This is a genomic window from Pseudomonas sp. DWP3-1-3b3, from assembly GCF_049896305.1.
Taxonomy (GTDB): Bacteria; Pseudomonadota; Gammaproteobacteria; order Pseudomonadales; family Pseudomonadaceae; genus Aquipseudomonas; species Aquipseudomonas azotoformans_A.
Genome location: NZ_JAFCUA010000002.1, coordinates 209,419 through 229,929, shown reverse-complemented (window position 1 = coordinate 229,929; position 20,511 = coordinate 209,419). Strand labels below are relative to the sequence as shown.

The window sequence follows — 20,511 nt, the reverse complement described above, 5'->3', positions numbered from 1 at the left end:
TTCAACGCGGAGCAGTTATGGTTGATCGGCACGACTACGTGGCCCTCGAATGGGTCAAGGGCGACATTGCCGAAACCCTGAAACAGGCTCGCTCGGCGCTCGACGCTTATGTCGAGACTACAGACGCCGAAGCGATCAGCGAGTGCCTGGCGTGTGTCCACCAAGTGCATGGCGCGTTGCAGATGGTCGAGTTCTACGGCGCGGCGCTGCTGGCCGAGGAAATCGAAGAACTGGCGCTGGCCCTGCAAGCCGGGAGCGTCAGCCAGCGCGACGAAAGCATCCGCCTGCTGCAACAGGCCCTGACTCAATTGCCGTTGTACCTGGACCGCGTGCACAGCGCCCGCCGCGACCTGCCGCTGGTGGTGTTGCCACTGCTCAATGACCTGCGCAGCGCGCACGGCGAAAGCCTGTTGTCGGAAACCAGCCTGTTCAGTCCGCAACTGCTGACCATCGCGCCACTGCCGGATGAGGCCCTGGCCCAACGCGCGGTACCCGACCTGAAAGAGCAACTACGCCAGTGGCACCAGCTTTTACAGCAGGCGCTGGCCGGGCTGCTGCGTGAAGACCATGGCCCCAGCAACCTGGAAGACATGGCGCGGGTGTTCGCACGCCTCGAAGCACTGTGCCAAGGCGCGCCGCTGTTGCCGTTGTGGCAAGTCACCTCGGCACTGGTCGAAGGCATGCTCACTGGCGTGATCGCCAACAGTCCGGCGCTGCGCAGCCTGCTCAAGGCCAGCGACAAACAACTCAAGCGCCTGCTGGCCCAAGGCATTGGCGGCATCAACCAGCCGGCGCCGGATGAGCTGCTCAAGAGCTTATTGTTCTATGTCGCCAAGGTCACCCGGCCAACGCCGCGCATGCAAAGCCTGAAGGAGCGCTACGGCCTGGATGAAGCCTTGCCTGACAGCGCGGTGGTCGACGCCGAGCGCGCACGCCTGGCCGGACCCGATCGCAACGCCATGGGCTCGGTGCTGGGCGCCTTGTGTGAAGAGTTGGTGCGGGTCAAAGAACGCCTCGACTTGTTCGTACGCAGCGACCGCCAGCACACCAGCGACCTTGATGCATTGCTGGCGCCGCTGCGGCAGATCGCCGATACCCTGGCGGTGCTGGGCTTCGGTCAGCCGCGCAAAGTCATCATCGACCAACTCGCCGTGGTGCTGAGCCTGGCCCAGGGCCATCGAGCACCCAACGACGCCGTGCTGATGGACGTCGCCGGCGCCTTGCTCTACGTCGAAGCCACGCTGGCGGGCATGGTCGGCACCGTCGAGCCGGAAAGCCGCGAAGAAAGCCGCCTGCCCACCACCGACCTGACCCAGATCCACCAGTTGGTGATCCGTGAATCCTGCCAGTGCCTCAAGCAAGCCAAGGAACTGGTGATCGACTGCATCGAAGCTGATTGGGACCGCCAGCGCCTGGAGTCCCTGCCGGAGCTGCTCAGCCAGGTGCGCGGCGCCCTGGCGATGATCCCGTTGCCCCGCGCGGCAAGCCTGATGCGTGGCTGCACGGATTACGTCGACGAGCAGTTGATGGGCAACGATGCCCCGCCTTCCGAGAGGCAACTGGCGCATTTCGCCGACGTGATCAGCAGCCTGGAGTACTACCTGGAGCGCATGCTCCAAGACCCGGATGCTGCGGGTGAGCGTGTGCTGGAACTGGCCACCCAAGGCTTGGCCGCACTGGGTTACCTGCCCGCCGAAAAACCCTGGCGCCAGGCCCTGGTTGCACCGGATGGCGCGCTCTCGGCCGAGGTTACGCCGAGCCAATCCCAGTTCGATGCACTCGCCAGCCCCACGTCGCGCCTGAACCCGCCGGCCCTGCAGCGCCCTGGCAGCCTGTTGCCGCCGCCGGCCGATGAAGAGCCTATCGACGATGAACTGCGCGAAGTCTTCCTTGAGGAGACCGACGAAGTCGTCGAGGTGCTGCACCGTTACCTGCCCAACAGCGCGGACAAAACCGCTCAGGCCGAAATGCGCCGCGCCTTCCACACCCTCAAAGGCAGCGGCCGCATGGTGCGCGCCCTGGTCTTGGCCGAGTTGGCCTGGGCGGTAGAAAACCTGCTGAACCGTGTGCTGGAGCGCAGCGTGTCCCTCGACCCCGACGTGCAGCAGGTGCTGGACGAAGCGGTGGCCTTGCTGCCGGAGTTGATCGCTGACTTTGCCATCGACGACCAGCGTCAACGCGATGAAGTCGACGCCCTGGCCGCCCGTGCCCACGCCTTGGCCAGCGGTACACCCGCGCTGACCGCCGAGCCTCATGATCCGATGCTGCTGGAGATTTTCCGCAACGAAGCCCAGAGCCATCTGGACAGCCTCAACCACTTCCTGCAACAGGCTGCCGAGCATGTGCCGCTGCAAGTCAGCGATGAACTGCAACGCGCCCTGCATACCCTCAAGGGCAGCGCCTACATGGCTGGCGTGTTGCCCATTGCCGAGCTGGCGCGACCTCTCGACCACCTGACCCGCGAATATAAGGCCCACCGCCTGCCGCTGGACCTGGACGAAGTGGAGTTGCTGCTGGAAGCCGAAGGCCTGTTCCAGCGGGGACTGCGTGACTTGGACAGCGATCCCCTGGCGCCGATCAACGGCGCAGAGGACCTGATCAACCGCACCCAAAGCCTGCTGGATCAGCAGCTTGAAGCACTGCTCGACGTGCGCTTCAAGCGCGATCCACAGCTGATCGCCAACTTCCTGGCCCAGGGCATGGACATCCTGCTCGACGCCGAGAGCCTGCTACGTCGCTGGCAGCAACACCCCGGCGAACGCCAGGAACTCACCGCGCTGCTGGACGAATTGACCACGCTGGGGGAGGGCGCGCACGTCGCAGACCTGCATGCCATCGACGCACTCTGCGAAGCGTTGCTCGACCTGTACGGCGCCGTTGAGGAAAGCAGCCTGGCGGTCAGCGAGCGGTTTTTCCATGAGGCCGAACAGGCCCATGAAGCGCTGATCAGCATGCTCGACCAACTGGCCGCCGGCCAGGAAATCAGCCCGGCGCCGGCCCGTGTCCAAGCCTTGCGCGAGTTATTGGACGAAGCCCTCGACCCGTCCGCCACCGGCCTGATCAAAAGCGATGGCAGCCGCGCGCTGAGCATTGCTGAACTGGGCGCCGCCACACAGCAGTTGGATCAGCAAACGACGATGGACGACGAGATCGTCGAGATCTTCCTCGAAGAAGCCGTGGACATCCTCGACAGCGCCGGGCAGTCGCTCAAGCGCTGGTTGCTGGAGCCCGACAACGCCGCGCCGTTGTCGTCGCTGCAACGCGATCTGCACACCCTCAAGGGCGGCGCGCGCATGGCGGAAATCGAGCCGATTGGCGACCTGGCCCATGAGTTGGAATGCCTGTACGAAGGGCTGGTGGACCGCCGCTACAGCTACTCTGCCGAATTGTCCCAGGTGCTGATGGCCAGCCATGAACGCCTGGCCTTGCAGCTTGAAGAACTGCAGCATCACCAACCCTTGAGCGACAGCGCTGAGCTTATTGCCAGGGTGCGCGCATTGCGCCAAGGCAGCGCGCCTGCGGCACCGGTCGCCGCGCCGCCTGTGTCTGGTGCCGACCCTGAGCTGTTGGATATCTTCCTCGAAGAGGCCGCCGACATCCTCGACAGCTCCAGTGCTGCGCTGTCGCGCTGGCAGGCCGAGCCCGGCAATCGCCAGGAAGTGGAGACCCTGCTGCGCGACCTGCACACCCTCAAGGGCGGCGCGCGCATGGTCGAGATTGCGCCCATCGGCGATCTGGCCCATGAGCTGGAATTTCTCTATGAAGGCCTGTCCGCTGGTTTGCTCGCGCCATCCCCGGCGTTGTTCGCGTTGCTGCAAGGCTGCCACGACCGCCTGGCGCAGATGATCGACGCGGTGGCGGACGGCTTGCCGGTCGGCTCGGTGGACAAACTCATCGAGCGCATCAAAAGCCTGGTGCACCCGAGCGACGAGCCGGTGACGCCACTGGCGCTGCCGGCGGGAAAGGCGGAGGCCGTCGTCGATCCGATGGCCGATATGGTGAAGATCTCTGCCGAACTGCTCGACGACCTGGTCAACCTGGCCGGTGAAACCTCGATCTTCCGTGGCCGCATCGAACAGCAAGTCAACGACGCACGCATCGCCCTGACCGAAGTGGAAACTACGATTGAGCGCATGCGCGACCAACTGCGTCGCCTGGACACCGAGACCCAGGGCCGCATCCTCAGCCGCCAGCAAGCCGAGGCCGAGCGCCTGGGCTATGAAGACTTCGACCCGCTGGAAATGGACCGCCATTCGCAGTTGCAGCAACTGTCGCGCGCGTTGTCCGAATCCGCTTCCGACCTGCTCGACCTCAAGGACACCCTAGAGCGCCGCAACGAGGACGCCCACGACCTGTTGCAGCAGCAGGCACGCATCAACACCGAGTTGCAGGAAGGCCTGATGCGCACGCGCATGGTGCCGTTCGAACGCATGCTGCCGCGCCTCAAGCGCATCGTGCGCCAGGTGGCGGGCGAGTTGGGCAAGGACGTGGAGTTCATCGTCGGCAACGCCGAAGGCGAGATGGACCGCAACGTACTGGAACGCATGGCCGCGCCGCTGGAACACATGCTGCGCAACGCCGTCGACCATGGCCTGGAATCCCGCGATGCACGGCTGCTGGCCGGTAAACCGGAGAAAGGCCGCATCACCCTGGACCTGACCCACGAAGGCGGTGACATCGTCTTCGACATGCGCGACGACGGCGCGGGTGTGCCGCTGGAGGCGGTGCGGCGCAAGGCAATCAAGCGTGGTTTGCTCGACCCGAATCAGGAGATCAGCGACCGCGACGTGTTGCAGTTCATCCTGCAACCAGGCTTCTCCACGGCGGAAAAGATCACACAGATTTCCGGGCGCGGCGTGGGCATGGACGTGGTGCATGAGGAAGTGCGTCAGTTGGGCGGCTCGATGGTCATCGACTCGACGCCGGGTATGGGCGTGCACTTCCGTATTCGCTTGCCGTTCACCGTGTCGGTCAACCGTGCGCTGATGGTGCAATGTGCGGACGATCAATATGCGATCCCGCTCAACACCATCGAAGGCCTGGTGCGTGTGTTGCCCCATGAGTTGGCCGGGCATTACCAGCAGGATCCGCCGCGTTATGAATACGCCGGCCAGCGTTACGAGCTGTTTTACCTGGGCGACCTGTTGCACACCGTCAGCCGCCCGAAACTGTTGGGCCAATATCAACCGGTGCCGGTACTGCTGGTGCAATGCAATGAGCGGCGCGTGGCGATCCATGTGGACGCCATGGCCGGCACGCGAGAGATCGTGGTCAAGGGCCTGGGGCCGCAATTCGCGGGCGTGCAGGGCTTGTCCGGCGCGACGATTCTGGGCGACGGCCGCGTGGTGTTGATCATCGACTTGCTGGCGCATATCCGTGCGCGCCAACCGGCCTTGCCGGCCCAGTCGGTGGATGCGCCGCTGATCCTCAACGACCCGCTGAAAAAGCGCCCGTTGCTGGTGCTGGTGGTGGACGACTCGGTCACCGTGCGCAAAGTCACCAGCCGCCTGCTGGAACGCAACGGCATGAACGTGCTCACCGCCAAAGACGGCATCGACGCCCTCGCCGTGCTCGAAGAACATACCCCCGACCTGATGCTGCTCGACATCGAAATGCCGCGTATGGACGGCTTCGAAGTCGCCACCCAAGTGCGTAACGACCCTCGGCTGATGCGCCTGCCGATCATCATGATCACCTCGCGCACCGGCCAGAAACACCGCGACCGCGCTATGGCCATTGGCGTGAATGACTACCTCGGCAAGCCGTACCAGGAATCGGTGCTGCTCGAAAGCATCGCCTACTGGAGCAAGTCCCATGCTTGACCACCGCGCCAGCCAACTCACCGGCCTGCTGCTGCCCCTGGCCGACCGCCACCTGGTGCTGCCCAATGTCGCCATCGCCGAACTGATCGACTTCCAGCGCGGCGAACCGGCCAGCGACGCGCCGCCGTGGTATTTGCGACAAGTGACCTGGCGCGATCGGCAAATCCCGCTGATCAGCTTTGAAGCGGTGTGCGGCGAAGCCAGCGTGACCGGCGAACGCTCGCGGATCGTGGTGTTGAATGCATTGGGCGGGCGGCCGACGCTGAAGTTTATTGCGCTGGTGATCCAGGGGATTCCCCGGTCGTACAAACTCGACAGTGAGTTGAGTTATGTCGACGTGCCGCTATGCCCGCTGGAGCTGGCGGCGGTGCAGGTGGGGGAGCATGTGGCGAAGGTGCCGGATCTGATGGGGCTTGAGGCCCTGCTGGTCGAATCCGGTTTGGCATAGACCCCTGTAGGAGCAGGCTTGCCGGCGATGACGGTCTGCCAGCCCACTCATTAACAACTGATCCACCGCTATCGCTGGCAAGCCAGCTCCTACACTAAATCGCGCTCGTTCCCAGGCTCTGTGTGGAGAAAACCAATATGTCGGAACGGGATGGAGTTGTTGTAGGCAAGTTCTGTATCTGGATTGCGCGGGATGTTCAGTGCCAGGTGGGGTGCTAGGTTCAGCGCTCCTCACAGCCAGCAAGGATTCGCAAATGGCCGTACCGTTAATGCCGCCGGGTGTTTCACTTCTCGAAAATATGGCGACAGCCAAGTGCAAGGGCACTCATCTCCAGTCAGGCTCTGCATTCGCTTATTCCTGGTTTTACTCACAGGTCAGGGCTGCCGGCCCATGGAACTACAAGAAGCGAGGGCGTCAGTACGAAGCTTTTGGTAACTTCAATTATGGTGCTACAGGTACGGTGCTGTGCATTCCCGAGCATGTTCTGTTACGGGCAGCAGGTGTCGCTCAAACATTCGCAAAAACCACCAAGCCGGAATTTGGGTCATGGTGGGGCGCAGACCCTTTTGGCGATGATCCTCGAGATCAATATTGGATAAGGAGGGGTATTGAGTATGCAATTTCTCAGGGCTACTAAGGGCCTGTTGCCGGTTCTGCGCAACTGCCTGCTGGTAGCCTGCCTGATTTATATCGGGGGCAATTGGATCATGTCATCCGGTACACCGGATTTGGACGAAGTGGTTTTGAAACACTCCTTGGGCAACGGCAGCTCAATTTATGGAGCACGTGACGGTCAGGGCGGCGCTACAGTGGGATTTTCCTACAGGTACTACGTTCATAAGGACTTAGGTAGTGATCGGGAGATACTGACAGCGCTGGTTTCGGCATATCCCTTTTTGAAAACCAAAGCGCCGGATGTTCAAGTGACCCGGCAGGATGGCGTCATCCACCTCACTGTTCGTGGTGAGGTTTATGAGTACCGCAGCTATCCGCTTGAAGGTTTGGGGGCTGTGAGCATAGACATGAAGTTGTAGGCCGGCTGGCTTCGGATTTTTCCTGCAAGAATTTGGGCTGTGCATGAACTTGTCGCGTGCCGTCAGCGCGCCTAGTCTTCGTTCTGTCATCGCAAAAAACGGTGACACGGACGTGCAAGTCCGGTTACATATCGGCGCACCAACGCCCATAGCCATCCAACGGGCGTTTTTTATGCCTGCTGTATTTGTTATGGCGGCTGTGCGTGGGAGACCCTTCGGGGTCTGCCGGGGTCCGATATGCCCGGTCTTGCACACCTGCGCACAGCTGCCACCTTTATTCGCGTGCAAGCGGAAGAGGGCAGTCTCCATCACATATCGGAGCTGTAAATCATGGTCAAACCTACCCCCAATCCGCCCCTCTTCACCGTAAACCCGCACGAAAACACCGAAACCCTGCTGGTCAACGCTAGCGAAACCCTGTCTTCGCTCAACGCACTGACCTGCAATCTCGCCTTCGACCTGGACACCTCCCAGCGCGCGATCATGCTCGGGATTCAGCAAATGGTAGAGTTGGGTCAGTTGTTGGTTGATAGAGCGTTGGAGCAAGTCAGCCCATCGCCAGCCTCTTGAAACGGTCCCAAACAGGGACTGATCGTTCCCTGCTTGGGACCGCTCCTTAAAGAACACTACCCAACACATGTGGGAGCGGGCTTGCTCGCGAATGCAGGGTGTCAGCCAATACATCTGCATCTGATACACCGCATTCGCGAGCAAGCCCGCTCCCACACTTTGATCTTCATTCGGTCAAAACCAGCATTTGCTGATGTTCTATTACCCCAACCGTAACGATCCACCGCCCAGCTTGATTGATGGCCCCCTCAATCACTCCTAAGGTACAGCCCACGACAGCAAACCCGTGGAGCGACCATGACAACAACAATCACCCCCGACTCGCGCTGGACGCGGCGGCGCGACGAGAAGCAGCGGCGGCTCGGGCTGGTCAAACAGTTTGCAGACGGTGCGGTACTGCCCAGCGACAAGATCGTCGAAGCGCTTGAGGCGCTGATCCTTCCCGGCGACCGTGTGGTACTGGAAGGCAACAACCAGAAACAGGCCGATTTCCTCTCGCGCTCCCTCGCTAAAACCGACCCCGCCAAGCTCCACGATTTGCACATGATCATGCCCAGCGTCGGCCGTTCCGAGCACCTGGACCTGTTTGAAAAAGGCATCGCACGCAAGCTGGACTTCTCCTTCGCCGGCACCCAATCCCTGCGCATCAGCCAGTTGCTCGAAGACGGCCTGCTGGAAATCGGCGCGATCCACACCTACATCGAACTCTACGCGCGGCTGGTGGTGGACCTGATCCCCAACGTGGTGCTTTCCGCCGGCTTCATGGCCGACCGCGCCGGTAATATCTACACCGGCGCCAGCACCGAAGACACCCCGGCGCTGATCGAGCCCGCCGCGTTCAGCGATGGCATCGTGATCGTGCAGGTCAACCAGTTGGTGGACGATGTTACGGACTTACCCCGCGTGGACATTCCGGCGAGCTGGGTGGATTTCGTGGTGGTGGCCGACAAGCCGTTCTACATCGAACCGCTGTTCACCCGCGACCCGCGCCACATCAAGCCAGTGCATGTGCTGATGGCGATGATGGCGATCCGTGGCATCTACGAAAAACACAATGTGCAGTCGCTTAACCATGGCATCGGCTTCAACACCGCCGCCATCGAGTTGATCCTGCCGACCTACGGTGAATCCCTTGGCCTCAAGGGTAAAATCTGCCGCAACTGGACCCTCAACCCGCACCCCACCCTGATCCCCGCGATTGAAAGCGGTTGGGTGGAAAGCGTGCACTGCTTCGGCACTGAATTGGGCATGGAAAACTACATCGCTGCACGGCCGGATGTGTTCTTCACCGGCCGCGACGGCTCGATGCGTTCCAACCGAATGTTCTGCCAACTCGCTGGCCAGTACGCAGTGGACCTGTTTATCGGCGCCACCCTGCAAGTCGACGGCGACGGCCATTCCTCCACCGTGACCCGTGGCCGTCTCGCCGGGTTTGGCGGCGCACCGAACATGGGCCACGACCCGCGTGGTCGTCGCCATGGCACGCCGGCCTGGCTGGATATGCGCCACGACGATGCACCGGAAGCGCTGTTGGAGCGCGGCAAAAAACTCGTGGTGCAAATGGTCGAGACCTTCCAGGAAGGCGGTAAACCCACCTTTGTCGACACCCTCGATGCCGTGGAAGTCGCACGCAAAAGCGGCATGCCCCTGGCGCCGATCATGATCTATGGCGATGACGTCACCCACTTGCTCACCGAAGAGGGCATTGCCTATCTGTACAAGGCGCGTTCCCTTGAAGAGCGCCAGGCAATGATCGCCGCTGTCGCAGGCGTCACGGCCATCGGCATGCGCCACAACCCCAAAGACACCGCGCGCATGCGCCGCGAAGGCTTGATTGCGTTGCCCGAAGACTTAGGGATTCGCCGCACCGACGCCACCCGCGAATTGTTGGCCGCCAAGAGTGTGGCCGACCTGGTGGACTGGTCCGGTGGCCTGTACAACCCGCCCGCCAAGTTCAGGAGCTGGTAAATGCGCGCACTCAAACTGCATGAATTGACCCTCGCCGAACGCCTGGCGGATATGGCCGTCGATGCACTGATCGATGAAGCCGACCTGTCGCCCAAACCGGCCTTGGTAGACCGTCGCGGCAGCGGCGCCCATAGCGATTTGCACCTGGGCCTGATGCACGCCTCGGCGTTGTCGCTGTGGCCGATGTTCAAGGAAATGGCCGAAGCCGCGATTGAGTTCGGTGAAGTCGGCTTGCCGCTGCGCGAAGCCCTTGGGCGTATTGGCCGCGAAGGTGAGCAAGCGATGCTCGTCACCACCCACGGCGTGAACACCCATCGCGGCGCAATCTGGGCCCTCGGTTTGCTCACCGCAGCGGCAGCGCTGGAACCGCGCGCCATCACCTTGAACGCCGCCAGATTAGCCTTGCTCAACGACCGCTACGCGCCGCAGCCCATGAGTCACGGCGCCCAGGTCGCCCAGCGCTACGGCGCACGTGGGGCCCGTGAAGAAGCCCAGCTCGGCTTTCCCTCGGTGGTGCAACGTGGCTTGCCGCAACTGCATAAAAGCCGCCAGCACAATGCAGGCGAACAGAACGCCCGCCTGGACGCCTTGCTGGCGATCATGACCGAGCTGGCCGACACCTGCGTGCTTTACCGCGCCGGTCCCGAAGGCCTGCTAGCGATGCAGCAGGGTGCTCAAGCGGTGCTCGATGCAGGTGGCAGCGCAACGTTGGCCGGGCGTCGTCAATTGCATGAGTTAGACCTTCAACTGCTGGTCCTGAATGCCTCCCCCGGCGGCGCCGCCGACCTGTTGGCCGCCTGCCTGTTTATCGACCGCCTCGACGGAGCGTTGTGATGGAAACCTTATCCTTTGAATTCCCCGCCGGGCAGCCGCCAAAAGGCCGTGCGCTGGTAGGCTGCGTTGGCTCGGGCGACCTGGAAGTGCTGCTGGAGCCGGGTACGCCGGGCACGCTGACCATCCAGGTACAGACCTCGGTGAATGGCGCCGAACAACGCTGGCAGCATCTGTTCGAGCGCATCTTCCAGGAACAGACGCCACCGGCCTTGAACATTGATATCCACGATTTCGGCGCCACCCCCGGCGTGGTGCGCTTGCGCCTGGAGCAGGGTTTCGAGGAGATCGGCCATGACTGACTTACTCGCCAAACACAGCTTCGTTGAACTGGGCGCGCGGCAGCGGGCCAAGGCGTTGCTGGACGCCGGGTCCTACCGTGAATTGATCGACCCGTTCCAGCGCGTCATGTCGCCGTGGCTCAGTCGCCAAGGTGTGGTGCCGCAGGCCGATGATGGGGTGGTGATCGCCAAGGGCAGCATTGATGGAAAACCTGTCGTCGTTGCCGCCATCGAAGGCAACTTCCAGGGCGGCAGCCTCGGTGAAGTCGGCGGTGCAAAAATTGCGGGTGCCTTGGAGCTGGCGGCTGAAGACAATCGCAAGGGCATTGCGACCCGCGCCGTCCTGTTGCTGGAAACCGGTGGCGTGCGCTTGCAGGAAGCCAACTTGGGCCTGGCGGCCATCGCGGATATCCACGCGGCGATTGTCGACTTGCGCCAGTACCAGCCAGTGATCGGCGTGGTGGCGGGCAGTGTCGGTTGCTTTGGCGGCATGTCCATTGCGGCTGGATTGTGCAGTTACCTTGTAGTCACCCGTGAAGCACGCCTGGGCTTGAATGGCCCGCAAGTGATCGAACAGGAAGCGGGGCTTGAGGAGTACGACTCCCGCGACCGGCCCTTCATCTGGAGCCTTACGGGCGGCGAGCAACGCTTCAACAGCGGCTTGGCCGACCGTTATGTCGCTGACGATGTGGCCGAGATTCAACACACCGTCAGCGCATTGCTGCAACAAGGCCCACCCACCCAACAACGCAGCCGTCAGGCCGAGCATTACCTGGCGCGCCTGGCTGAACTGGACACCACACCGCAAATCGACCCGGCAACGGTACGTGCGCTGTATCAAGGAGAACGCTCATGAGAGGTTTGCAGTGGTTCAACGCATTGAGCGCCGGAGCGACAGCCGTTGAGGGTTTGCCACGCTCGTTGAAAGTCGCTGAGGGTGTGTTGGGTGAACAGCCCGTGCGCTACATCGCCGTGGTCACCGACGCGCAAAACCGCTTCCCCCGCGCCCGCAACGGCGAAGTTGGCCTGCTGGAAGGCTGGGGTCTGGCAAAAGCCGTCGATGAAGCCATCGCCCGTGGCGACAAGCGTCCGATCATCGCCATCGTCGATGTACCGAGCCAAGCCTATGGCCGTCGCGAAGAAGCCCTCGGCATCCACCAGGCGCTGGCTGCTGCCGCCGACAGCTATGCCCGTGCGCGTCTGGCGGGGCACCCGGTGATTGCGCTGCTGGTGGGCAAGGCGATGTCCGGTGCGTTTCTCGCCCATGGGTATCAAGCCAACCGCCTGATCGCCCTGCGCGATCCCGGTGTGATGGTGCACGCCATGGGCAAGGCCTCGGCCGCGCGCGTGACGCTGCGCAGCGTTGAAGAGTTGGAAGCCCTGGCCGCCAGCGTGCCGCCCATGGCCTACGACATCGACAGTTACGCCAGCCTGGGGTTGCTGTGGGAAACCTTGTCGGTCAGCCAGATTGAACAGCCCACGCCGGAGGACGTGGCGCGGGTCAGCGATTGCCTGGTGAGTGCGATCAAGGATATTGGCAGCACCGACTTGAGCGTCCGCCTTGGTGCGACCAATCGCGCGGCTTCCAGCCACGTACGCCAACTGCTGCGGGAACAATGGTGAACGCCCACGACTTGCTCTGGGGCATGACCTCGGCGCATCTGCCTGCCGAGGCTCCGGCGTGGGCGGTGGAGGCGATTGGCACGGTGGTGGTGCGTCGCGCAATCGTCGCGCCGGGCCAGGTCGCGGTAGGCGTGCGCGGGCGTTTGCGCGAGCAGCGGTTTGCTGCCGAGATGCCGATTGCCGCGGTGCAGCGGCGAGTCACGCCGCAAGCGCTGCGTGAGGTTACCTCGACGCGGGACTTACCGGCTTTGCACGCACTCGAACAACTGCGGCCACTGCTGGCGCCGTTGAATTGGGGCGTTACGGGCAGCGCGGGTTTTGAGTTGGCCACGGGCATTGAAGCGCTGCATGCCCAGAGCGACCTGGACCTGATGCTGCGCACGCCCGAGCCGCTGGATCGCAACGATGCACGTGACTTGCTGGCAACCTTGGACAACGCCGCGTGCGCCGTGGATATGCAACTGCAAACACCTTTCGGCGCCGTCGCCCTGCGCGAATGGGCCGGTTCATCGCGGCGCGTGCTATTGAAAACCGCCCGCGGTGCGCACCTCGTCATTGATCCTTGGCAGGCCGTGGCATGAGCAGCCTTTTGGTGTTCCCAGGGCAAGGCGCCCAACGTCCGGGCATGCTCCAGGCGTTGCCGGCCGACGTGTTGGAACACGCCAGCGATGCCTTGGGCGAAGACGTTCGCGCCTTGGATTCGGCGCACGCCCTGGCGAGTACCCGCGCCGTGCAGCTGTGCCTGCTGATCGCCAGCGTGGCCCACGCGCGCCTGCTGCAACACACGCCGGATTACGTCGCTGGGTTGTCCATCGGTGCTTACCCGGCAGCGGTGATTGCCGGTGCGCTGGATTTCGCCGACGCGATCAAACTGGTCAGCCTGCGCGGCGAGCTGATGCAGAACGCTTATCCACAGGGCTATGGCATGACCGCAATCATCGGCCCCGAGTTATCCACCGTCGAAAACCTGCTGGCCGAAATCCATAGCCGCGAAACCCCGGTGTACCTGGCCAATATCAACGCCGATAACCAGACGGTGATCGCCGGCAGCGACAAAGCCATGAAGCTTGTCGCCAGTCGCATCAAAGGCAACGGCATCGCCAAGCGTCTGGCCGTCAGCGTGCCGTCCCATTGCGCATTGCTGGAGCAACCGGCCCAGGCCCTGGCGCAAGCCTTCGTGCCACTCAAGGCACCGCGCATCACCTACCTGAGCAGCACCCGTGCGCGGCCGATCCACAATCCTGAACAACTGCGCGACGACCTGGCCTTCAACATGTGTCGCATCGTCGACTGGCGCGGCACTGTGCAAAGCGCCTACGAGCGCGGCGTGCGCCTGCAGATCGAACTGCCACCCGGCGCCGTGCTCACCGGCCTGTCACGCCGCGTATTCGAACAAGGCACGGTGATCGCCTGCGAAGGCGCACGCCTGGACACCTTGCAGGCCCTGCTGCAAGAGGAGGAGCGCCGCCACCGATAAAGCAGCACCCAAGGCTTTCGAAGCACAACAACAACAATTTCGATCGAGCACTTTGAGGACAACAACAATGATTATCTACGGTGTGGCATTGCTGGCGATCTGCACGCTTGCGGGCGTGATCATGGGCGACATGCTTGGCGTGTTGCTGGGCGTCAAATCCAACGTGGGCGGGGTGGGGATCGCGATGATCCTGCTGATCTGCGCCCGGCTGTGGATGCAAAAGCGCGGCGGCATGACCAAGGATTGCGAAATGGGCGTGGGCTTCTGGGGCGCGATGTACATCCCCGTGGTGGTGGCGATGGCTGCGCAACAAAACGTGGTGACCGCTCTGCACGGTGGCCCTGTGGCGGTGCTCGCGGCGATTGGGTCAGTGGTGGTGTGTGGTTGCACCATCGCCCTGATCAGCCGTACCCACAAGGGCGAACCGCTGCCCGATGAAGAACCGCTGATCGTTCCTGCGGGAGGCCGCTGATATGTGGGACCTCATTGAAAAAGGCTTGGAACATAACGGCCTGATCACCGCGTTTGCCTTTGTCGGCGTGGTCATGTGGATTTCCGTGGTGCTGTCCAAGCGGCTGACCTTCGGGCGCATCCATGGCTCGGCGATTGCCATTGTCATCGGCCTGGTCTTGGCCTGGGTTGGTGGCACCATTACCGGCGGCCAGAAAGGCCTGGCGGACCTGGCGCTGTTCTCCGGCATCGGCCTGATGGGCGGCGCAATGCTGCGCGACTTCGCCATCGTCGCCACGGCGTTTGAAGTGCAAGCCACCGAGGCGCGCAAGGCCGGAATGATCGGTGTGATCGCGTTGCTGCTGGGTACGATCCTGCCGTTTATCGTCGGCGCGAGCATGGCCTGGGCCTTTGGTTATCGCGATGCGATCAGCATGACCACCATTGGCGCGGGCGCCGTCACCTACATCGTCGGCCCGGTGACCGGCGCGGCGATTGGCGCGACGTCGGATGTGATGGCGCTGTCGATTGCCACCGGGTTGATCAAGGCGATCCTGGTGATGGTCGGCACGCCGGTCGCGGCGCGTTGGATGGGGCTGGATAACCCGCGTTCGGCGATGGTTTTTGGTGGGTTGGCCGGCACCGTCAGTGGTGTGACCGCTGGCTTGGCGGCGACGGATCGGCGCTTGGTGCCCTATGGCGCGCTGACGGCGACGTTTCACACCGGGTTGGGTTGCTTGCTCGGGCCTTCGTTGCTGTACTTCATCGTGCGCGGGTTGGTCGGTTAACTTCGGAATTTGTGTTGTCTGGTCGGGCGTCTTCGCGAGCAAGCCCGCTCCCACATTTGGAATGCATTTCAAATGTGGGAGCGGGCTTGCTCGCGAAAGCGGTTTGTCAGGCTGTCACCTGGCGATTGGCGTACATTCGGCACTCCGCCAACAACGCCAGCAAGTTCGGGTCCCTTTCCTTGGCCTTCAAGAACACCACGCCAATATGCTGCTGCAACCGATACCGGGGTTGCAGCGGTATCAACTTCACGCGGTTCTCATACACCGCCGCAATCCGCCCTGGCAGCAGCGCATAACCCACGCCTGAGCTGACCATGCTCAGCAACGTGAAGATGTCATTGACCTGCATCGCCACCTTCGGCTCGAACCCCGCCTGCTTGAACACACGATTGCCATCTTGGTGCGTGGCGAAGCCTTGGGTGAGGGTGATGAAGGTCGCGTCGCGCACATCTGCGAGGTCGATTTGCTGATCGCGGTCGAACGGAGAATCCGCCGGGGTGGCGAGGAAAATATCGTCGGAGAACAGCGCGATCTGTTCGCAGTCCGGGTCGTTGGCGTGCTCGTCGAGGGAGATGAGGATCGCGTCCACTTCCATGTTCTTGAGCTTGTAGAGCAGGTCGAAGTTGGAGCCCAGGATCAGGTCGATGTTGAGTTCGCTGCGACGGATCTTCAGGCCCATGATCAGTTGCGGCACGGTCTTCACCGTCAGCGAATACAGCGAGCCGAGCTTGAAGCGTTCGGCCGAGAAGCCAGCGGCTTCGCGGGTGAGGCGCACGCTGTCGACCACATCGGCCACCAGTTTCTGTGCGCGTTCTTCCAAGACGTAGGCGCTTTCCAGCGGCGTGAGGTTGCGGCCTTCGTGTTTGAACAGCGGGCAGCGCAAGGCGTTTTCCAGGGAGTGGATGGCGCGGTGCACACTGACGTTGCTGGTTTGCAGCTCGGCGGCGGCACGGGCAAGGTTGCCGGTGCGCATGAACGCCAGGAAGATCTCGAGCTTTTTGAGGGTGAATTCTTCGTCGATCAGCATGGCCGTGGCTCTTATTCGAATGCCGTCGATTGTGCCCCTAAAACCAGTCCGCTCCCAGCCATGCACTGCACAGGCCCAATAGCACGCCGAGGAGGATCAGCCAGATCGCATTCAGCCGCGTGTAATACACCACGGCGGCGCTGGCCAGGGTCAGCACCAGGCTGGTGGCGTTGTTTTCCAGGCTGTTCATCAGGATGTAGCTGGCGGCGAGGATCAGGCCGATGGAAATGGGTAGCAGGCTGCGCTTGACCCGCTGCACCCACGGCGTTTCGGTATGGCGCTCCAGCCAGCCGGCGCCGAGGTAGGTGAGCACCGAGCACGGCACCAGCTTGGCCAGCAAGGCCACGATGGCGCCAGGCAGGCCGGCGGCTTGCTGGCCGATAAACACCAACAGCATGCCATTGGGGCCGGGCAACGCCTGGGATAGGGCGAAGAACGCGACGAACTGTGCGTCGGTCAGCCAATTCATGTCGTTGACTGAGTAGCGATGGATGTCGCCGATGGCAACCATGTTGCCGCCGATCGACATCAACGACCATAGCGCGCATTGGATCATCAAGTGCAGGAGCGTGCCTTGCATCAGCGGGCTCCCTTGCGTGTATCGATGAAGCCCAGCGCCAGCGAACTGGGTATGCAGATCAACAGCACCATCCACAGCGGCAGCACCAGGATTGCCATCAGCACAAAGGTCATCAGGAACGCGACGTAGTTGGCGACCGTCCTGGGCATGGCCTTGAGCAGGCGCAGGGTGGTGCCCAGAATCAGGCCGGTGGCAATCGGCATGACCGCCCCGAAAATCTGCTGCACCACCTCATGGCTCCACCACTGTGTATAGGCGAATCCGGCAAGCACGGTAATCAGCGAAGGGAACAGGTACAGCCCGCACACGGTCACAACCGCACCGGGCAGGCCATGCAGGCGACGGCCGTAGATGATGCCGACGTTGGCGATATTGGGACCGGGGAAAAACTGGCCGGTGGTCAGCAGCTCATTGAACGCCTGCTCGCTGATCCAGCGCCTGCGGTCGACCATCATCTGCCGCGCCCAGGGCAATACGCCGCCGAAACCACAAAGGCCAACCCAGGCAAAGTTGTAAAACAGTTGCCACAGGCTGGGCGGCGGGGCGAGAGGGGGCTCGGACATGTTCGGTTCCACTGCCAGGAGCGCTCAGACAATCACCCCATGGCATTCGGCTAGTTGTTGTTGGAAGCGTAGGGTACTCGCCGTGGGCTGCCACCCTTGATAACCCCCGCGAAGCGTCGCGGCCTCCGTGCGGCCGTAGGCCTGGCGAAACGCCTGGGGCAACGGGCGACTGAAAGGCGTCGCGAACCATTGGCGGAACAGGTGGCGTTTGTCATCCAGTGGCCCGATATCGGTGAACGGCGTGCGGGCATGGCAGACCACGTGGTTATTCAACAGGTGCAGGTCGCCTGGCTGCAAGTGAATTTCCAGACAGTTTTCCGGGGCCGATGCCAATTGCTCAAATGCATCGATAGCGTCCCAGGTGGCGTCGGAGAGCTTGGGTGCACCCGGTAAATTACGGCAGGCGAGGATTCGTTTACGGTAGAAGCGGCCTGCAAAAACGCCGTGGTGGACGGCGAAAACCGGGCAGCGGAAAAAACCTTGGCGTGCCAGGTCCAGGAACGGCAAGGGTTGATAGAGTGCCTGGAGCCAGGCAAGGTTTTGCCGGGCGAGTTGATTGTGCACCGTGAGCATATTGCTCACCCAGGTGTGCCCGCCATAAGCAGCCTTGCGCCGGCAGAGCAGGGCGGACAGGTCGCAGGCGTCGACGTGAAACCCCATGGCCGCGTTGGTGATGTTGTCGCGCAGCCGGTGTTCTCCGGCGCTGATATCGCGCACATCCACCAGCAATTGCCCTGCGTCGTTCTGGATCAGCGGCACCCCCAGGTGCAGCCCGATGCCCCAGGCCAGCCAGCGCGCCTGGGTTTCATTCAGGTGAGCGATGGGCAGCCCACGGATCAAAAAGAGACCCAGGCGGGTCTCACAGGAGAGAACGGCTCTTTGCAGCATGGCGTGCAAGGTGGGCAGAGGAAAATCCAGCGGCGTGCAGCGCAAGGCCGGTTTTGCGCAACGCTGAATCTGTTCCAGGGCCCGTTCCACTTCGTGGATTTGCGGCGTGGAGAGGGTGTAGACCCACTGGCGGTGAGCGTCGCGCAAGCTGGCGGCATTCCACGGTTCGTTGGACTCGGGCAACAGCTCGCCGACACTTGAAGGCTTGGGAGGCATTTTTCGAACTCCTGGCAGACGGGGTTCGAGCTACATAGTCCAACGCTTGCGCGGGGTCAAACGGCGGTGCGTGCGGTAGCTGACCCTTTACGTCTGTCGGTAGGAAGCAAGCACTTTGGCTTGAGGGGCCTTTCTTTGTTAACAGACGAATACTCCTTTTGCTTCGACTGAAACAAAGAAACCGACAGGTCGACCAATGCGCTGTGTTGCCGATGCGAAAAACGTTGTCACATATGCGTCAGATAATCACATCGGGTGTTTTTTCTTGAGTTGCACAAGGCTGGATCTGGTCTAGCAGCGGTAATTCAGAGGTGAGTGACACATGTATCACGGGGAACGATTCAACGCCTGGAGCCATTTGCTCGGTGCAGTCGCGGCGTGTATTGGCGCCGTATGGATGTTGGTGGTGGCGAGCCTGGACGGCAGCCCCTGGAAGATCGTCAGCGTGGCGATCTATGGCTTTACCCTGATGGTGTTGTACAGCGCCTCGACCGTGTACCACAGCGTGAAGGGGCGGCGAAAAGAGATCATGCAGAAGGTCGATCACTTTTCGATCTACCTGCTGATCGCCGGCAGTTACACGCCGTTCTGCCTGGTGACCTTGAGAGGGCCGTGGGGCTGGACGCTGTTTGGCATCGTGTGGGGGCTGGCGGTGATCGGCATTCTGCAGGAGATCAAGCCGCGCTCCGAGGCGCGCATCCTGTCGATCGTGATTTACGCGGTGATGGGCTGGATCGTGCTGGTGGCGGTCAAGCCGCTGCTTGCCGCATTGGGCACGGCGGGGTTTATCTGGTTGGCCTCGGGCGGGGTGTTGTACACCGTTGGCATCATCTTCTTTGCCCTGGAGGACCGTCTGCGGCATTCCCATGGGATCTGGCATTTGTTTGTGATCGGTGGGAGTTTGCTGCACTTCGTGGCGATCATGCATTACGTCCTATAAACGCTCCAGAAGCTCACGGGCTCGGTGGCCAAAAATCTGCAGCAGATTGGCCAGCATGTGCGGCGGTGGTTCATCGGCGCGGGTGAGGGCGTATAGGGTGATCGGCAGTGGCGGCGTGAGCGGGCGGATGCACGTGGTGGCCGTCGAGGCACCCAGGGCCGTAAAGGGGTCGATGACGGTGAGGCCGGCGCCGGACTCCACCATGGCGCGGGCCAGGGAGTAGGTTTGCACGGCGATTGTCACCCGTGGCGGTGGGTCGACGTTTTCCAGGTAGCTGTCGAGTTTCGCGGCCAGCGGGTCGGCGCTGGACAGGCCAATCAGCGGCGTGCCTGCCAGATTCGCCAGGGGCAATGGCTGGCTCAGCTCGGCGTCGGACCAATAGCCTTTGGACGCCAGCGCCACCAGCACGCCGTTGGCCAGCACCTGCGTGGTCAAGCCCGGATGGCCGGAGAAGTTGAGCGTCAGCGCCAGGTCGATCTCACGCATCAGCAGCTTCTGCACCAGCTCGCGGCTATGGTCGCTGGACAGTTCGCAGGCCATGTCCGGGTAGTCGCGCTTCCATTCCAGAATCGCCGGCGGTAGCAGTGACAAGGCCAGCGCCGGGATCGCGCCAATGCGTACGCTCTGGCCTGGTGCACGGCGCAGACTCTTGGCCAGGCGTCGCACGCCTTGCAGGCTTTCGGTGACTTTCTCCACTTCGCTTTCCAGCGCCAGGGCTTCCGGGGTGGGCTGCAATTTGCCGCGCACGCGCAGGAACAGCGGGAAGCCCAGCTGCAATTCTGCGTGTTGCAGCACCTTGGTGACCGCCGGTTGCGACACATGCAACAACTGCGCGGCGGCGCTGACGGAGCCGGTCTGGCGGATGGCCTGGAAGATTTCGATATGACGCAAGCGCATGGCACGTCCATAACCTTTGTTTATAGGTGAGCCATCTTTATTCATTGTCAGCGGCCTGTCACCTGCCCCTAGGCTTGAGACCTCTGGATTCAACGGCGGACGTCGCAA

General features: G+C 62.3%; 20 protein-coding genes. 15 read left to right on the top strand and 5 right to left on the bottom strand.

The annotated features are described in order from the left end of the window. Positions 1 to 17 precede the first annotated feature (17 nt). From ACP7BX_RS07380 to madM, 14 genes are all read left to right on the top strand, one after another. Positions 18 to 5,822 (top strand): Hpt domain-containing protein, encoded by a 5,805-nt coding sequence (locus ACP7BX_RS07380; RefSeq protein ID WP_426127297.1) that lies wholly within the window; start codon positions 18 to 20, stop codon positions 5,820 to 5,822. Next, positions 5,815 to 6,270 (top strand): chemotaxis protein CheW, encoded by a 456-nt coding sequence (locus ACP7BX_RS07375; protein ID WP_033897072.1) that lies wholly within the window; start codon positions 5,815 to 5,817, stop codon positions 6,268 to 6,270. The genes ACP7BX_RS07380 and ACP7BX_RS07375 overlap by 8 nt, the downstream gene beginning before the upstream one ends. A gap of 253 nt (positions 6,271 to 6,523) precedes the next feature. Then, positions 6,524 to 6,907 (top strand): polymorphic toxin type 44 domain-containing protein, encoded by a 384-nt coding sequence (locus tag ACP7BX_RS07370; RefSeq protein ID WP_426127300.1) that lies wholly within the window; start codon positions 6,524 to 6,526, stop codon positions 6,905 to 6,907. Beyond that, positions 6,885 to 7,304 (top strand): hypothetical protein, encoded by a 420-nt coding sequence (locus ACP7BX_RS07365; RefSeq protein ID WP_426127365.1) that lies wholly within the window; start codon positions 6,885 to 6,887, stop codon positions 7,302 to 7,304. The genes ACP7BX_RS07370 and ACP7BX_RS07365 overlap by 23 nt, the downstream gene beginning before the upstream one ends. A gap of 330 nt (positions 7,305 to 7,634) precedes the next feature. Next, positions 7,635 to 7,874: a DUF6124 family protein gene (locus ACP7BX_RS07360; RefSeq protein ID WP_033897075.1), complete on the top strand. Its 240-nt coding sequence runs from the start codon at positions 7,635 to 7,637 to the stop codon at positions 7,872 to 7,874. A 297-nt stretch (positions 7,875 to 8,171) separates the two neighbouring features. After that, on the top strand, positions 8,172 to 9,842 hold the full coding sequence (gene mdcA / locus ACP7BX_RS07355; protein WP_061434486.1) for a malonate decarboxylase subunit alpha: 1,671 nt from the start codon (positions 8,172 to 8,174) through the stop codon (positions 9,840 to 9,842). Beyond that, positions 9,843 to 10,676 carry a triphosphoribosyl-dephospho-CoA synthase gene (locus tag ACP7BX_RS07350; RefSeq protein ID WP_426127303.1) on the top strand — a complete coding sequence of 278 codons (834 nt, stop codon included), beginning with the start codon at positions 9,843 to 9,845 and terminating at the stop codon, positions 10,674 to 10,676. It abuts the gene before it with no gap. Next, positions 10,676 to 10,975 (top strand): malonate decarboxylase subunit delta, encoded by a 300-nt coding sequence (locus tag ACP7BX_RS07345; protein WP_015886328.1) that lies wholly within the window; start codon positions 10,676 to 10,678, stop codon positions 10,973 to 10,975. The genes ACP7BX_RS07350 and ACP7BX_RS07345 overlap by 1 nt, the downstream gene beginning before the upstream one ends. Beyond that, the gene (locus ACP7BX_RS07340) at positions 10,968 to 11,810 is read left to right on the top strand and encodes a biotin-independent malonate decarboxylase subunit beta (RefSeq protein WP_426127305.1); all 843 of its coding nucleotides are present in this window, start codon (positions 10,968 to 10,970) and stop codon (positions 11,808 to 11,810) included. The genes ACP7BX_RS07345 and ACP7BX_RS07340 overlap by 8 nt, the downstream gene beginning before the upstream one ends. Next, positions 11,807 to 12,577 carry a biotin-independent malonate decarboxylase subunit gamma gene (gene mdcE / locus ACP7BX_RS07335; protein ID WP_426127307.1) on the top strand — a complete coding sequence of 257 codons (771 nt, stop codon included), beginning with the start codon at positions 11,807 to 11,809 and terminating at the stop codon, positions 12,575 to 12,577. Before ACP7BX_RS07340 ends, mdcE begins: the two co-directional genes overlap by 4 nt. After that, positions 12,571 to 13,158, top strand: coding sequence for a malonate decarboxylase holo-ACP synthase (locus tag ACP7BX_RS07330; RefSeq protein WP_426127308.1), 588 nt, complete (start codon positions 12,571 to 12,573; stop codon positions 13,156 to 13,158). Before mdcE ends, ACP7BX_RS07330 begins: the two co-directional genes overlap by 7 nt. Further along, positions 13,155 to 14,054 (top strand): malonate decarboxylase subunit epsilon, encoded by a 900-nt coding sequence (mdcH, locus tag ACP7BX_RS07325; RefSeq protein WP_426127310.1) that lies wholly within the window; start codon positions 13,155 to 13,157, stop codon positions 14,052 to 14,054. The genes ACP7BX_RS07330 and mdcH overlap by 4 nt, the downstream gene beginning before the upstream one ends. A 67-nt stretch (positions 14,055 to 14,121) precedes the next feature. Further along, positions 14,122 to 14,526 carry a malonate transporter subunit MadL gene (madL, locus tag ACP7BX_RS07320; RefSeq protein WP_061434475.1) on the top strand — a complete coding sequence of 135 codons (405 nt, stop codon included), beginning with the start codon at positions 14,122 to 14,124 and terminating at the stop codon, positions 14,524 to 14,526. Position 14,527: 1 nt separating this feature from the next. Next, positions 14,528 to 15,292: a malonate transporter subunit MadM gene (gene madM / locus ACP7BX_RS07315; protein ID WP_010207194.1), complete on the top strand. Its 765-nt coding sequence runs from the start codon at positions 14,528 to 14,530 to the stop codon at positions 15,290 to 15,292. Positions 15,293 to 15,398: 106 nt separating this feature from the next. Here madM and ACP7BX_RS07310 read toward each other — a convergent pair whose 3' ends face one another. The 4 genes from ACP7BX_RS07310 to ACP7BX_RS07295 are packed head-to-tail and all read right to left on the bottom strand — an operon-like array spanning position 15,399 to position 18,566. After that, positions 15,399 to 16,319 carry a LysR family transcriptional regulator gene (locus ACP7BX_RS07310; RefSeq protein WP_038849433.1) on the bottom strand — a complete coding sequence of 307 codons (921 nt, stop codon included), beginning with the start codon at positions 16,317 to 16,319 and terminating at the stop codon, positions 15,399 to 15,401. Between the two features lie 37 nt (positions 16,320 to 16,356). Continuing rightward, entirely contained in the window at positions 16,357 to 16,899 is a 543-nt protein-coding gene (locus tag ACP7BX_RS07305) for a chromate transporter (RefSeq protein ID WP_314534769.1), read from the bottom strand. Further along, positions 16,899 to 17,462 (bottom strand): chromate transporter, encoded by a 564-nt coding sequence (locus ACP7BX_RS07300; protein WP_426127313.1) that lies wholly within the window; start codon positions 17,460 to 17,462, stop codon positions 16,899 to 16,901. Before ACP7BX_RS07300 ends, ACP7BX_RS07305 begins: the two co-directional genes overlap by 1 nt. Positions 17,463 to 17,486: 24 nt before the next feature. Further along, positions 17,487 to 18,566 carry a TauD/TfdA family dioxygenase gene (locus ACP7BX_RS07295; protein WP_426127315.1) on the bottom strand — a complete coding sequence of 360 codons (1,080 nt, stop codon included), beginning with the start codon at positions 18,564 to 18,566 and terminating at the stop codon, positions 17,487 to 17,489. 322 nt (positions 18,567 to 18,888) lie between these two features. Between ACP7BX_RS07295 and trhA the strand changes: the two genes are divergently transcribed. After that, a complete protein-coding gene (trhA, locus tag ACP7BX_RS07290; protein ID WP_016976069.1) occupies positions 18,889 to 19,506 on the top strand; it encodes a PAQR family membrane homeostasis protein TrhA in 618 nt (205 codons plus the stop codon). On the opposite strand, the gene ACP7BX_RS07285 is transcribed toward trhA, so the two are convergent. Continuing rightward, complete coding sequence (locus tag ACP7BX_RS07285) at positions 19,501 to 20,403, bottom strand: LysR family transcriptional regulator (protein ID WP_426127317.1); 903 nt, start codon at positions 20,401 to 20,403, stop codon at positions 19,501 to 19,503. The two genes, trhA and ACP7BX_RS07285, sit on opposite strands and share 6 nt — an antisense overlap. Positions 20,404 to 20,511 lie beyond the last annotated feature (108 nt).